The organism is Paenibacillus sp. DS2015 (genome assembly GCF_050433705.1).
Taxonomy (GTDB): domain Bacteria; phylum Bacillota; class Bacilli; order Paenibacillales; family Paenibacillaceae; genus Paenibacillus_AQ.
In genome coordinates, this window is sequence record NZ_JBNPWS010000017.1 from 44,359 (window position 1) to 59,230 (window position 14,872).

Below are 14,872 nucleotides of genomic sequence, written 5' to 3' on the forward strand. Positions count from 1 at the left end.
TTTCTCTCCAAACCCTTTACAGTTACGTAATGACTGTTTATAAAGACAAAATTGTTGGAGGGTTAAGACATGCTTATTAACGTTAAAACGTACATCAACAAATTAGAAGTAACAGAGTTATTATCGTATGCGGTTTTCCCAGATGATAAGTCTTTGAAGGCTGCTATAGAGTTGTATGAAGGTAACGATTCGTTACAATTATATGGTTTTGAGGATGAAGAACTACTTGTAGGTCTAATCGGGTTTGAGATGGATGCTGGCAGAGTCATAACCATTAATCATATTGCTGTATTACCTGAGAACCGTTTGAAGGGATACGGACGTGGCATGTTGCTTGAATTACTTGAAGCTCAAAAACCAACACAAATGATTGCAGAGACAGATGAAGAAGCAGTTGATTTTTATCGCAATATCGGATTTGTGGTATACAGCTTGGGTGAAATTTATCCTGGAGTTGAGCGGTTTCGTTGTGTATATGATGCAGAAGAAGTTGAAGAAGAGGATTAACGAATGCGCATTGTATGGAAAAGGAGCTATTCCGAAGTCTTCATTGACTAGAGGGAAGGCTTCCTTTTTTACACTAGAATAATAGTGATTTTCTTTTTCATTTATTCATGGTAGGATGTATCCAATTGAATACGTTAGATCACTAGGGGTGCTATTTAGCTGAGACGGAAGTGTGATTCCAAACCCTTTGAACCTGATCTGGATTATACCAGCGTAGGGAAGTGAGCTTATACTTTGGTTGAACTATTGTTTGTTTATGTACATATATGTACGTAGGTAGACATTCACTTGGCTATGGATCTAAAGCTCCCTTCTCTATGCAGAAGGGGGCTTTTTTTGTTGTCTTTCTTAGTCATTGGGTTATATGAATTTTCTGCGGGAGAAAACGTGAATCGGATTAAAATCATGTAGGAGGTAGTGTGATGTGTGTGTGATGTCAACCCGAGAGCTACACATAATCTCAAATGGTCAGAATGAATTGGAACGCTTTGTGTGGATCGCAGAGCGAACTCATACTTATGTAACAGCATTTCATTTGCGGGAGAAATTTAGCACAGCGGCTACGTTATGGCATGGGGTTATGGCGTTAAAAGCAGGCGGAGTTCCCATACATAAAGTGATCATTAATGATCGTGTAGATGTGGCATGGGCGGCGCAGACAGGTGGTGTCCAGCTAGCTTATCATAGCTTGCAAGTACAAGAGGTGAGGCGCTCTTTTCCAGGATTGCGCATCGGGTGTTCCGTTCATTCTGTTGAAGAGGCCGATGATATGAGCAAGTATGGTGCTGATTTTCTCCTTTACGGACATATCTTCGCGTCCAATTCTAAGCTTAATCAGGAGCCTAGAGGGATCGCTTTGTTGAAGGAGGTTGTCGATCGTGTTCAAGTTCCCATTATTGCAATTGGTGGTATTCAGCCAGAACACGTGCAACAGGTCATAGGAACGGGAGCAACTGGCATTGCTATATTATCTGGCATTACGTCAGCGCCTGATCCTATACAAGCGGTGAAAGATTATCGAAGAGAGCTAGATGCAGGAGGAGGTAAAGGAAGGTGACGAAGTCTAAGTTCTGGGATGCCATTATTGTGGGTGGAGGAGTAATAGGCAGTTCTATTGCCTATTACATGTCTGCGAGAGGAATGAAAGTAGTTCTTATAGACAGAGATCGATTTGGGCAACAAGCCTCGATTGCGGCAGCAGGGATGCTTGCAGCACAGGCGGAGATTAACGAAGCAGGACCCTTCTTCGATTTAGCAAGGACTAGTCGTGCGTTGTTTCCTCCGTTGGCGAGAGACCTTCAAGCGTTAACAGGAATGGATATCGGCTTCACGCGCAAAGGTCTGCTCCGAGTGGGGATCACTTCTGCGGATGTAGAGGCGCTTCAACAGACCATTGCTTTTCAACACAGTGTAGGAGAACAAGCGGAGTGGTTATCTACGGAACAAGTCATCCAAAGAGAGCCAGAGATTTCTAGGGAACTACGAGGGGCTATGTTGGTGGAAGGAGATGGGCAAGTAGATGCTCCAGTATTATCGATTGCCTATGCGAAGGCGGCAGTAGCTTTAGGTGCAGATATCAAGGAATTTACGGAGGTAAGATCACTTCTTATAGAGCATGGCCGAATAGCTGGAGTGATCACAAGCGAAGAAGTACTTCGTTCTGATCGTGTCATCATAGCCTCGGGAATATGGAGTGGAGCGCTGCTGGAGCAGGTTAGATTGAATTGTCCGATTTATCCGGTGAAGGGGGAGTGCTTCTCTGTGCTGACAGACAAGCCGTTAATTTCTTCTACGATCTTTAGTCATGGGTGCTATTTAGTCCCAAAAAAGGGTGGCAGGATCATTGTTGGAGCAACTAGTAAACTTCATAGTTATGATCGAAAGGTAACCTTAGGTGGAATATCAACACTTTTAGAAGCGGCAAAGAAGCTTGTGCCAAGCATTGTGAATGCCGAATGGGAAAAAGCATGGAGTGGGTTACGTCCACAGACTCTTGATGGCTTACCTTATTTAGGTGAACACGAAACATATAAAGGGTTATATGTAGCTGCGGGTCATTATCGTAATGGCATATTGCTAAGTCCAATTACGGGGAAATGCGTTGCAGATTGGGCAGAAGGGAAGTCGAAGAAACACCTGTCATTAGAACCTTATCGAATTCATCGTCATCAGCACATTTCTCAAGAAAAGGTGGGATTTCCAACATGAAGCTACAAATAAACGGAGAACAGGTGGAAGTTCCTGACACGCAAGTGACTACGATCACTGAGTTACTTACTCATTTTAGATTGGATCATAAAGTGGTCATTGTGGAGTGTAATCAACAAATTCTGGAGAAATCTTCTCACTCAGAGACGTCACTGGCGGATGGAGACCGGATTGAGATCGTACATTTTGTAGGGGGTGGCTGACATGTTAAAGATAGGGTCCTATGAATTCAGCTCAAGGTTATTGCTCGGAACGGGGAAGTTTCCAAGTTTTGAGATTCAGAAGGAAGCGGTAGATGTATCGGAGTCACAGATTCTGACGTTTGCGGTTAGAAGAATGAATATTTATGAGGCGACTCAGCCTAACTTTCTAGAAATGTTGGATATTAGCGAATATACGTTGCTCCCGAATACAGCCGGAGCTAAGACAGCAGAGGAAGCTGTTCGGATTGCTAGACTGGCTAAGGCATCGGGTCTGTGTGACATGATCAAGGTTGAAGTTATAGGCGACTTTAAGACATTGCTACCAGACCCCATTGAGACGTTAAAAGCATCTGAAATGCTGTTAGCTGAAGGATTTATCGTCCTGCCATATACATCGGATGATGTGTTGTTAGCGAAGAGACTTCAGGATTTAGGGGTTCATGCTATTATGCCAGGTGCATCACCCATTGGATCGGGTCAGGGTATTATTAATCCTCTGAATCTAAGCTTTATTATAGAGCAGGCGACAGTACCTGTTATTGTCGATGCCGGGATTGGGAGTCCTGCTGACGCAGCGTTCGCAATGGAGCTTGGCGCGGATGGTGTATTACTAAATACAGCTATTTCGGGAGCTGGCGATCCAGTGAAAATGGCCTTGGCGATGAAGCTTGCGATTGAAGCAGGAAGACTCGGGTACGAAGCTGGAAGAATTCCGAAGAAACGATACGCATCAGCTAGCAGTCCGATGGAAGGCTGGAGTCCTAACTGAATGAGCGATGATTAAGGAAACGGCTGTTATCACCAATAGATTCAGATAGGCAGAACCCATATATATTAAGAATGGATGGACTGGAAAGGAAGAGAAAATGAAGGCAGAACATTCGTCTGAAATAGTAGAGGGCACACTAGACCACCCTTTACTTGAAACAGTTGAGCAAGAACCGATCTATCTGACCGTTGGCGTCGAGGAAAAGCTACCCGTAGGCAAAAATATTCTCTATGGCTTACAGCATGTACTTGTATCTAATGTGTGGCTTGATCCTGTATTTGTAGCTGCGCTCATCGGGTTACCGATGGCGTTAGCTGGTAATATGGTCAATGCGATATTTATCGCGGCTGGATTGGTAACGTTGGTTCAGGCTACGCGCCTTGTCAAGCTTCCTGTCGTGCAGGGCCCATCGGCTGCATTCGACTCTTTGATGATCTCAGCGGGTAGAGATAATGGCTTGGCTGCGGCAGGTGGGGGGATTATTCTCAGCGGAATCATTGTGTTCATATTAGCTATTACTGGAGTTCTAGGTCGTCTGAAGTCAATCTTTACGCCTGTCGTGTCCGGTGCAGTCATTTTCATTGTTGGAGTCGCATTATCCGGCTTTACGTTGTTTGAATTTCTGGGCGGTGAGCCTGGAAGTGAAACCTTTGCTAGCCCTTCAGTGTTGCTTATGTCGATTTCGACGGCACTCATAGTTGTTGTATTAACGGTTTTTGGAAAAGGGATATTACGTTCGTTTGCATTTCTAATCGCCTTACTTGTGGGGGATGTTCTAGCCTTCGGCTTAGGTCAAATTCATTTTTCCTCAGTGGCTGAGAAGAGTTGGTTCGGGATACCGAAATTTCTACCCTATGGTTCTTTAACGTTTGATTGGGTGACGTTTGCCACGTTCTTTTTCGCTTATATGGTAGCGGTTATTGAAGCGATGGGTGTATATCATGCGGCAGCCGATATGGTCGGTGTGAAGCTGGATGCCAAGAAGATTCGTTATGGGTTCTCAGGAGAGGCGGCCGGTTCGATCGCTTCCACACTTATAGGTGGTTTCCCAACGACAGCCTATGCTCAGAATGTGGGACTCCTACGTTTAACGGGTGTGGGTTCACGTCATGCGGTCACGGTAGCAGGTGTGATATTTTTGATCTTGGGATTTGTACCCAAGGCAGGTGCTTTATTGGTCGTTACACCTGCCCCTGTCGTAGGCGGACTTTTTCTGCCAGCAGCGGCTACATTAATTTATTCGGGTATTAGCATTCTTGCGAGAATGGCTAAGAATGAAGCGAATTTCACCATAGCAGGCCTATCCATCTTATTAGCCATTTCATTGCCTCCTATATTTGAAGGTGCGGCTGGCTTTACTGGGAAGTTTCTATCCAACTCCATCCTTGTAGGGGCAATAACTGCCGTCGTACTACAGCTCGTCCTTGTCAATATTCCGCATGGATTTAAGTTATTGCATATGAAGTTGATAAAGTCGAAGGAGTTGGGTGGATGAAGCCGGAATCAACGAGCATCACCAAGGAAATATTGCGATTTATCGAACAGTATGCTGAGCATACCTCAGCTAATTACGGTGAGCATCCAACGATGGAAGCGGACTATAACGAACTGGCATTACGGTTGTTTAACTATCAGTTTCAATTTAATATTCCTTATCGTAAATATTGCCAAGCACGGAGGAAGTCTCCACATTCGGTTAGGCAGTGGCAACAGATTCCTCCCCTTCCTGTGCAAGCTTTTAAAACATTGACTTTATCCTGTGAACCTGAGGAAGAAGCGGAAGCTATATTCATGACAAGTGGGACAACGAATGTCGATCAACGAGGACGAAATATCCATCCATGGCTACAAGTATGGGATGCTTCTATGGCTGCATCATTTAAGAGATTCGTGCTTCCAAGGCAAGACGGGATGACGATATTTGTACTTGTACCTAACAGCGAGCAGAATGCTCAATCCTCGTTGTCTCGTTATGTAAGTAGAGCGGTTCAGTTATATGGGACACCGATCAGTCGGTTCTTTTTTCAAGAGGGTAGTGGAATTGTTATGGAGGAATTAGTCGTAGCACTAATGGATATGGAACAGAGGGGGGAACCTATTCTGCTCATGGGAGCAACCTTCTCATATGTGCATGTCCTTGATTATTTGGAGGAACAGCGGCTTCGATTTACCCTGCCTAAGGGAAGTATTATATTTGATACTGGTGGCTTAAAGGGAGTAGCTCGTGAAATAACGACAGATGAGTTACACAAATCTCTGAGTATGGCTTTTCATGTTGATAGAGAGCAGTATTTGAATATGTATGGCATGACTGAGCTAAGCTCACAGCTATATGATCAGACATTGATTGGACCCACTTCCGATGTCGCGCTTTATGGGAACGACAAAGTTGGTCCTGGATGGATTAGAACACTCATCTTGCATCCAGATACGCTTCTTCCAGTGCAAGAAGGTGAGGTAGGTGTGCTAGCGCATTATGATTTAGCTAACTGGAATTCTAGTCTTGCCGTCCTGACAGAAGATTTAGGTTATTACACTAAGGATGGACTTGTGTTACAAGGTCGTGTGAAAGGCTCTGAGGCGCGCGGATGTTCACGGGTAGCTGGATCAATTAACGTAGGGAAATATAGCTAACAATGTAGAGGGGGGAGCGGATGATGATGAGTAATCAACTAGAATGGGATATTCGTTATCCTGCTTACGTTGTACCAAACGGGATAACATTCCAAGCCTATATAGAACGCATTATCGAGGATCCTGCTGGAAGATGTATTCTTCAATATCCTTGTCTAACGGCAGAGGAAATGACAGAAATAGCAACCCAAGTGACGAAGAATCGTGAGGCATATCTTAGTCAGCTAAGCACAATGGATATTGTCGATACCATACATAGAGCGGTGCAATTATGGCGTAATCCAGACTACGAGTTACGACAGAGAGCAGAGCGCTGGCTCCCCATCCTAACAGGCTACGATAAGGATATGATCTCTATCCAGCTCAAACGATTTATGCGTACCTTTCGCCGGAAAGAATTACTTCGATTTCTTGATGAAGAGTTAGATCCAAGTGCAGTTCTAGATGAATTTCGCCCACGTAAGTCTGGTGGAATGAGTAAGGCATATGGACCCAATCTAATCTATCATATTTTTTCTGGGAATGTCCCGGGGTTACCCATTTGGAGCTTAGTGATGGGGTTGCTAGTAAAGTCCGCGAATATTGGCAAGACATCCTCATCTGAGCCTTTGATGGCGGTATTGTTCACCCAATCGTTAAGAGAAGTAGACGCCCAACTTGCGGATACAATCGCTATCCTGCCATGGAAAGGTGGAGAACGTGATTTAGAGATGGCTGTCATCAAAGCCGCAGAAGCTGTTATTGCCTACGGATCGGATGAAACCGTTAATCAGATTCGCGCACAAGTACCATCCTATAAGCGATTTATTAGCTATGGTCATAAAATAAGCTTCGCAATGGTGGGAAAGGAAGCCTTAACGCCTGATCTTTTTCATGAAACGGTATCAAGGATTGCTGAGGATGTATCCACTTATGATCAACAAGGCTGTGTTTCACCGCATTCTATATTTGTGGAAGAAGGTGGGGCAATCTCATCCCAAGCATTCGCACAGCTTCTCGCTGCTGAGTTGCAACGTTATCAGATCAAGAAACCTCGGGCCGTGTTACTTCCAGAAGAAGCGCAAGCCATTCATACCGTTCGAAATCGATATGAGCTAGAAGGGTTGAATGGAGATGGGACTGCGGTTTATTCTAGTCCATCTGGAACGGAGTGGACGGTTATTTATCATGCCGATCTAGGGTTTGAGACCTCTCCTTTAAATCGGACGGTTCACCTATTTGGATGCAAGAGATTAGAGAGTGTTATTGCGTATCTAGTGCCTCATAGGCAATATTTACAAACTGTCGGTATAGCTGTGGAACCAGAACGGCTTCAGCAACTTGCCAATGCGTTAGGTATAGCAGGGGTGAATCGTATCTGTGCAATCGGACAGATGTCACGAACACCTGCGGGTTGGCATCATGATGGTCGATTCAACTTATTAGACCTTATTCGGTGGACTGATATCGAGTGGCGTGCAGAACAGCTGGCTGAACGATATGACGCTGACGTGGAATAGAGGGGGAGAAATCATGGATTTCAAGGGTAAGGTTGTGCTAGTGACGGGGGCTAGTCGAGGTATTGGAGCAGCTACTGCGAAAGCAATTGGAGCATTGGGTGCAACGGTTATCGTTAATTATTTAACAAGTGAGAAGAAGGCGGCTGGAGTTGTTGCTGACATTCAAGCTAGTGGTGGCGAAGCAATAGCGCTACAAGGAGATGTCACAAATGAGCGAGATGTAGAGCAACTGATATCGCGTATTATAGGGGACTATGGAGTCATTGATGTTGTAGTGAATAATGCGTTACGTCAGTATACATTCAACCCCAAAACACGGGAGACTGCTTGGAGTATTCAGTGGGAGCATTATCAGCAACAGCTTGAGGGCAGTTTAGGAGGAGCTTTTCATGTGTGTAAAGCAGCAATACCTCATATGAAGTGGCAAGGAGATGGGCGGATTATTAATATGGTAACGAATCTGATCGACTTTCCAATTGTACCGTATCATGATTATACGACAGCCAAAGCAGCGTTACTTGGATATAGTCGCAATCTTGCAGCAGAATTAGGCGTATTTGGAATTCGTGTGAACTGTGTTGCTGCAGGATTAACTTATCCAACGGATGCAAGTCGTGATACGACAGAGGATGTGAAGCAGGCAGTTATAGCACTGACCCCCCTTAAACGGATCGCTACGCCTGAGGATATTGCTGGAGGGGTATTAATACTAGCTTCGGATTGGTCCTCTTTTATTACAGGGCAATGTTTGCGAGTAGACGGGGGACTCGTGATGAACTAATGGCGCAGCCAGCGCGTACCGATACTCAATCGGTGCGCGCTCTTTGAGTTTAGCCTGAAACCATTGATAGTTATAAAGTAGATATAATCTTCAACTGCTTAATGTATCTCTGTTTCTGAATTACACTGATTAAGATAAAAATTCTCTGCTTTTAAACTAATTACCAGGTTGGAAGTCTTCCTCAATTACAAAAAAATGGTATATGTTGATTTCAAATATATGATGATATAATGTGTTTAGGATACTTTGGAACAATTTGGAATACAAGGGAAATTAACAAGACCTCTCAAAATAGGAGTCCTTAATAAGGTGGTGTAGCAATGAGCGATATGTTATTGGCCATGCTGGTGTGGGATGTGAAGGCGACTAATTTGAAATCACATCTTAAAAAACAAAAAATTAAGGGATACTTGGAAAGTGTATCAGACAATTTAATAGCAGTAGCTTCTAAAGAAATCACTGACAACGGTGAGAGTATGAGCCTTAGAACCTCAATCGAATTACAGACGCGCACGGTTTTATTAGTTCACACTGAAGATTATGGATGGGGGTTTAACGGTTATTTTAAAGGTGAGCAAACCGGTTCCTTTTTCCTGAAATATGATGCTCCTGCTGATCAAAACTTAGCAGAAAATACGTTACTTGATTTTGCAGCGAATCCTAGAAAGATAGTAGAGTTGTCAAACTGCTTGAATTCTGCACATGAGGAATCTATTTATGAAAATAGTTGGAACCTGTTCGCAGAAGTTCTTGGGATTGAAATTAGCAATGATTTTAATTTTGATTCTCTGGAAGGGCTCCCGGAAGGAATTCTCATACAATGCGGTATTGAGATTTCCACCCCCAAAAAATCATTTCTAAAAAAACTGATAAAAAAACATATGGAACCATCTCTGACGGAAAGTGGGTTCATATCAAATTCTACTACCATGTTGCCCTGTGATTTTGCGTACTTTAAGAATGTAGATGGTTTTTTTACAGGCATCATGATTAACAAAGATGAAGATAGTATTAATTCGCATCTGAAAACATTATATGGGGATGTACCTCTATTTTCTCCTGGCGAAAGATACTTCAAGAACGAGGATGAACTTGTCATTATTCTACAAGAGACGTCTTGTCAGTTTGAGAGAAAGTTAGATGAATACAAGGATCAAATGAGCTTTGATATTTTTGACTGTGGGGAGATATTTAAAGAGTATATGAATGACTATTTATTGACTAAAGGGTACCGAATGATTGAATCAAGTATTGATCAGTTGTCCGGAGGTAAGGTACTGTACAGGAGAATTGATGAAGATCATGATATCTCGTTCAGCCATTCGCTGTATTATTTAGGACTGGTCGCATCTTACAGCAAGGGGGATAATAAAACGAAAATTTATATGCGTGACGAAGCTGGGAATTATCTGAGTCGCAACTTCAAAAACCAAGCTGAGTATATTGAAATTTTAGAAAAATATAAATTAGCCTTAGACAAGCTGGAGCATTTAGCTTTTTAACGATAATCCTGTAGAGATAAAGACTGTTAAGTCGACTATATCTAGCAAATCCGCTAAGGATTTCAATGCGATATTTAGCTTAGGCTCCCAAATATTAAAGCGTGGTAATTACAAGTTAGAACAGAAAACCCGGCATTGATATAACCGGGTTTTCTGCTATTTTATTCAGGGAGGTGTCCTATGAGTGAATTAACAACGGCTATTCTAGTGCACAACCTAGAACTGTCGATTCTCGAGCAATGGGTACGTAAGAAGAAAAAAGAAGCCTTTCTGACTCAAGTGAACCAGGAATGGATCGGTTTGTTTATCGAGAATGATCTGCGGGCCGCAAATAAATGGGCTGGAAAGGTATCGGCAGAGTTAAAAAAAAAGGTGCTTTTTTTCGGCAACTACGACGAGTGGGGGTGGAGAGCCGACTTTTGGGAAGACGGAGTCCTTAAGGTTCATATAGATATCCCCTTTGAGCAACCGAAGAAAATGAAGCTTGAACCGTTACAAACGGAGGCCTGGCTTCCTTTTGCCGCAAACCGCGAATCGCTAATCCTTTTACATTCTTTACTTAAAACCAATCCGCTCGACCCGAATGGAGACAATCATTTTAAGCAGGCGTTTGCGTTGGAAAACCTAACCTTTATGTCTTTTGACTATATCAAAATGCTTGGTGACAACAAGCTACAGGAACAAGGAATCATTAGGGTCAATGGGAACAAAGCAAAATGGAGAGTGAATGAAGTCATCCTGGAAGTGTTAAAGGAACCACTGGAGAAGCACGGATATACTCTCCTGCCGGCCTCTAAAGGCGCCGATTTGGAAAAGGATGTTACTTTTCACAAGGTTATAGACTCCTATCGATACATGATTAGGATCGATAAAGTTGAAAATATAATCAGTAAAGAGATAAGGCTATTTTATTATCCTCCCTACTATATATGGGATATTCAGGTCTGGATGCAAGAGCATGGATATAAGCTGGAGTTTTCGTACGATAATGAAAGTGAACTCCGAACATCCCTACTGGAAATGCTACAGCACGTATTAACTAAGGGGATTCCGTGGCTGGAGTCTCTGCGGATCGAGAAATTCAACTTACAGGAGGTCTATCGCAATGTTCTTAATCCTTTTATGAATAAACACGGTTTTTATTTAAGGGAAGAAGGCGAGACAGCGGATAAGGAACAACAAGAGTTTATCTATCAGACAGCAGATCAAAAGTGGCGAATCTTGTTTCAGCATCAGAAGAATAGGCCCAAAGTTCATACTTACATGAAAAGGTATAATGAGATTATTAATAATACTTTGTATTATCCAGAGTCAAAGAACAGAAGTGATGGAGGAGACTTTTACTATAGAACATCACAGGAGCTAGGCGAGCAACTCATTGGAGCCGCAGGTGCATTTTTAAACTTACTTCAATATGAATCTACATTAGAATATAGTACAAATCTACGAGGGCAATTTTTTTAATGGCATTTAAGTATGTATTAAGCAAGTAAAATAAAGAGAAGCTCCTATATGACGTGGTGAATTTAAAGTTAACACAGAAAGCCGGGCATTGTTATAACCGGGTTTTCTGCTATTTTACGGATCTCAGCTTTTTGGACAACCGAAGATGGTAAATATTCTAAAGGTGACACATCCTCAGTTTTTATAATTGAAGTGAAGCTAACCCTTCTTCATTAACAGAAGATGTTGATATTGCCAAGTGTGTTCATTCGCAATAGCGTTACTCCTTGCACCCATGCGCGACCTGCCTCGATAGCTTTTCTGGGCTGATCATCTTGAGGGTACTTTTGTTCAAATTAAATGAACGATATGTTCAACACAGTCCGTAGCTTCGGCAGTAGTCCATAATCATTACATGAGTTTACTCTTTTGTACAACCATCGAATCCAAATAAATAACATCGTAACTGAAGCACGGAACAGTAGGGTTTGCCTTATTTTTTTTGTACTTTTTTTGTCATGAAAAGAGGAGGAATTTATTTATCTCGTATTCTAATAAAACCAATACAATGAGAAAATACATAGAATTTGCTGTATTCGAGGGTGGGAGCGTTGAAGTAACTGATGAAGATACAACTTCTCTGCTTTTAAACTAATTACCAGGTTGGAAGTCTTCCTCAATTACAAAAAAATGGTATATGTTGATTTCAAATATATGATGATATAATGTGTTTAGGATACTTTGGAACAATTTGGAATACAAGGGAAATTAACAAGACCTCTCAAAATAGGAGTCCTTAATAAGGTGGTGTAGCAATGAGCGATATGTTATTGGCCATGCTGGTGTGGGATGTGAAGGCGACTAATTTGAAATCACATCTTAAAAAACAAAAAATTAAGGGATACTTGGAAAGTGTATCAGACAATTTAATAGCAGTAGCTTCTAAAGAAATCACTGACAACGGTGAGAGTATGAGCCTTAGAACCTCAATCGAATTACAGACGCGCACGGTTTTATTAGTTCACACTGAAGATTATGGATGGGGGTTTAACGGTTATTTTAAAGGTGAGCAGACCGGGTCCTTTTTTCTGAAGTATGATGCTCCTGCTGATCAAAACTTAGCAGAAAATACGTTATTTGACTTTGCAGCGAATCCTAGAAAGATAGTAGAGTTGTCAAACTGCTTGAATTCTGCACATGAGGAATCTATTTATGAAAATAGTTGGAACCTGTTCGAAGAAGTTCTTGGGATTGAAATTAGCAATGATTTTAATTTTGATTCTCTAGAAGGGCTCCCGGAAGGAATTCTCATTCAATGCGGTATCGAGATTTCCACCCCCAAAAGATCATTTCTAAAAAAAATGATAAAAAAACATATGGAACCATCTCTGACGGAAAGTGGGTTCATATCAAATACTACTACAATGTTGCCCTGTGATTTTGCTTACTTTAAGAATGTGGATGGTTTTTTTACAGGCATCATGATTATCAAAGATGAAGATAGTATTAATTCGTATCTGAAAACATTATATGGGAATATACCTCTATTTTCTCCTGGCGAAAGATACTTCAAGAACGAGGATGAACTTGTCCTTATTCTACAAGAGACGTCTTGTCAGTTTGAGAGAAAGTTAGATGAATACAAGGATCAAATGAGCTTTGATGTATTTGACTGCGGGAAGATATTTAAAGAGTATATGAATGACTATTTATTGACTAAAGGGTATCGAATGATTGAATCAAGTATTGAACAGTTGTCCGGAGGTGAGATACTGTACAGGAGAATTGATGAAGATCATGATATAAGTTTCAGTCATTCGCAGTATTATTTAGGATTGGTAGCTTCTTATATCAAGGGGGAATTTGAAACAGTAATCCATATTCATGATGAAGCCGGGAATTCTGTGAGTCGTAACTTCAAAAACCAAGAAGAGTATATTGAAATTTTAGAAAAATATAAAATAGCGTTGGACAAGCTGGAGCATTTAGCTTAAATAGCATTGAATTAAACAACAACAAACCGGAAGCCGAACGTATCCAACGACAAAAAAAGTGCCAACATAAAAAAGGAAAAGCCCGTTAATGGATCATACCCTCTGTTAAGTAGACAAATAAAAAAAGCTATTCCTTCAGCGCGTGCCGATATTCAATCGGCGCGCGCTGTTTGAGTTTAGCCTGAAATTTCACTACCAGGATCTTGAACTCATCTGTATACTGCTGAGATATTTGTCCTCTTTTAACCATGAAAATATCCCCTCCAAGTTCACACTTATCCACATGACATGGGCCAGCGTATGTACTATTCCATATTCATGAACGTTTGATAATAGGCTCTACGAAAGTCTGTTGGCGTCATTCCCTCATATGCTTTGAATAATTTCATGAAATACTTCTCGTCAGAAATACCAACCTCATGGGATATTTGCTGTACCGTTAGATTACTTCGTGAGAGAAGCTCCTTTGCTTTTAACAGCTTTTGACGATGAATATACTCTTGTAAATTTATTCCCGTATGTTGCTTGAAGAAGCGGGACAAATAGTCACGGTTATAGTTGAAATAATTCGCCACATCCTGCACATGTATCTTTTCTAGGGCATGGACACGTGTCCACTCCATAATGTTTGATATTTGATGCTCCTGTTTCCCTCCTTGCTGTACACCTCTCAGATGTTGCAAAGCTTGTTCTGAAACTTCGATTAAAAGGGACGTAAGCAAATAATGTGTTGCATAGACGTTGTAGTCAGGTGAGTTTGCTACGTGCATGAGTTGACGAAATTGAATGTGGATTCGATCTATAATAGGCGGTGTAAAAAAGAAGGGTATGTAAATAAAAGTATTCTCGAGTGTATGTAGTGAATTTAGAGAATGACCAACTGCAGTTTCTTGCATCACAGCTTCTTCATCAACGATTTCTATCGATTCCTGACAGCAGAAATGTAACCAATCAAAGGCTAAACCTGGGTCGCATGCTTGATATCCTTCATGGGGACGATGAGGTTCAAGAAGCATAATCTGGCCAGGCGTGACTTCATAGCGTTCCTGCTCCTGTTGCATATATAGCGTTTCTTTTGTGCCAATAATCAGTTCATAAGTATCGATAATACGTTTCGCATGGCTCCAAGGTTGATCGGAGTGGAATTGCCCGCCTAGTGTGAATTGAAGTGGAGTAGAGATATCTATTTTTAGAAACCGCAAGTGAGTCACCTCTCTCATTATCGTTATATAAAGTCAATTTTGTCTACCTAAAGTATTACTGGGACTACCGACAAAGTCAATCCCTATATGATAGGATTTGATTATATATAATAGAGAGGAAGCGTGATTC

General features: G+C 41.8%; 14 protein-coding genes and 1 riboswitch. Of the genes, 12 read left to right on the top strand and 2 right to left on the bottom strand.

The window, feature by feature from the left end:
- The first annotated feature begins 69 nt into the window (after nucleotides 1–69).
- From J2T13_RS15405 to J2T13_RS15460, 12 genes are all read left to right on the top strand, one after another.
- Nucleotides 70–507 (top strand): GNAT family N-acetyltransferase, encoded by a 438-nt coding sequence (locus J2T13_RS15405; RefSeq protein ID WP_429372768.1) that lies wholly within the window; start codon nucleotides 70–72, stop codon nucleotides 505–507.
- 134 nt (nucleotides 508–641) lie between these two features.
- Nucleotides 642–744, top strand: a riboswitch (TPP riboswitch).
- A 196-nt stretch (nucleotides 745–940) separates the two neighbouring features.
- Entirely contained in the window at nucleotides 941–1,564 is a 624-nt protein-coding gene (locus J2T13_RS15410) for a thiamine phosphate synthase (protein ID WP_429372899.1), read from the top strand.
- On the top strand, nucleotides 1,561–2,715 hold the full coding sequence (gene thiO, locus J2T13_RS15415) for a glycine oxidase ThiO (RefSeq protein WP_429372770.1): 1,155 nt from the start codon (nucleotides 1,561–1,563) through the stop codon (nucleotides 2,713–2,715). The genes J2T13_RS15410 and thiO overlap by 4 nt, the downstream gene beginning before the upstream one ends.
- A complete protein-coding gene (thiS, locus tag J2T13_RS15420; protein ID WP_429372772.1) occupies nucleotides 2,712–2,918 on the top strand; it encodes a sulfur carrier protein ThiS in 207 nt (68 codons plus the stop codon). The genes thiO and thiS overlap by 4 nt, the downstream gene beginning before the upstream one ends.
- A 1-nt stretch (nucleotide 2,919) precedes the next feature.
- Nucleotides 2,920–3,687 (top strand): thiazole synthase, encoded by a 768-nt coding sequence (locus tag J2T13_RS15425; RefSeq protein WP_429372774.1) that lies wholly within the window; start codon nucleotides 2,920–2,922, stop codon nucleotides 3,685–3,687.
- A 97-nt stretch (nucleotides 3,688–3,784) separates the two neighbouring features.
- On the top strand, nucleotides 3,785–5,182 hold the full coding sequence (locus J2T13_RS15430; RefSeq protein ID WP_429372776.1) for a solute carrier family 23 protein: 1,398 nt from the start codon (nucleotides 3,785–3,787) through the stop codon (nucleotides 5,180–5,182).
- Nucleotides 5,179–6,321 carry a CoF synthetase gene (locus tag J2T13_RS15435; protein ID WP_429372778.1) on the top strand — a complete coding sequence of 381 codons (1,143 nt, stop codon included), beginning with the start codon at nucleotides 5,179–5,181 and terminating at the stop codon, nucleotides 6,319–6,321. Before J2T13_RS15430 ends, J2T13_RS15435 begins: the two co-directional genes overlap by 4 nt.
- A 20-nt stretch (nucleotides 6,322–6,341) precedes the next feature.
- On the top strand, nucleotides 6,342–7,820 hold the full coding sequence (locus tag J2T13_RS15440; protein WP_429372780.1) for an acyl-CoA reductase: 1,479 nt from the start codon (nucleotides 6,342–6,344) through the stop codon (nucleotides 7,818–7,820).
- 13 nt (nucleotides 7,821–7,833) lie between these two features.
- Nucleotides 7,834–8,601, top strand: coding sequence for a 3-oxoacyl-ACP reductase (locus J2T13_RS15445; RefSeq protein WP_429372782.1), 768 nt, complete (start codon nucleotides 7,834–7,836; stop codon nucleotides 8,599–8,601).
- A gap of 320 nt (nucleotides 8,602–8,921) precedes the next feature.
- Nucleotides 8,922–10,103 carry a hypothetical protein gene (locus tag J2T13_RS15450; protein WP_429372784.1) on the top strand — a complete coding sequence of 394 codons (1,182 nt, stop codon included), beginning with the start codon at nucleotides 8,922–8,924 and terminating at the stop codon, nucleotides 10,101–10,103.
- A gap of 180 nt (nucleotides 10,104–10,283) precedes the next feature.
- Nucleotides 10,284–11,567, top strand: coding sequence for a hypothetical protein (locus J2T13_RS15455; protein WP_429372786.1), 1,284 nt, complete (start codon nucleotides 10,284–10,286; stop codon nucleotides 11,565–11,567).
- Between the two features lie 803 nt (nucleotides 11,568–12,370).
- On the top strand, nucleotides 12,371–13,540 hold the full coding sequence (locus J2T13_RS15460; protein ID WP_429372788.1) for a hypothetical protein: 1,170 nt from the start codon (nucleotides 12,371–12,373) through the stop codon (nucleotides 13,538–13,540).
- 127 nt (nucleotides 13,541–13,667) lie between these two features.
- Here the strand turns inward: J2T13_RS15460 and J2T13_RS15465 are convergent, their stop codons facing one another.
- On the bottom strand, nucleotides 13,668–13,790 hold the full coding sequence (locus J2T13_RS15465; protein ID WP_429372790.1) for a hypothetical protein: 123 nt from the start codon (nucleotides 13,788–13,790) through the stop codon (nucleotides 13,668–13,670).
- A 55-nt stretch (nucleotides 13,791–13,845) separates the two neighbouring features.
- Nucleotides 13,846–14,742, bottom strand: coding sequence for an AraC family transcriptional regulator (locus tag J2T13_RS15470; protein WP_429372792.1), 897 nt, complete (start codon nucleotides 14,740–14,742; stop codon nucleotides 13,846–13,848).
- Between the last annotated feature and the right edge of the window lie 130 nt (nucleotides 14,743–14,872).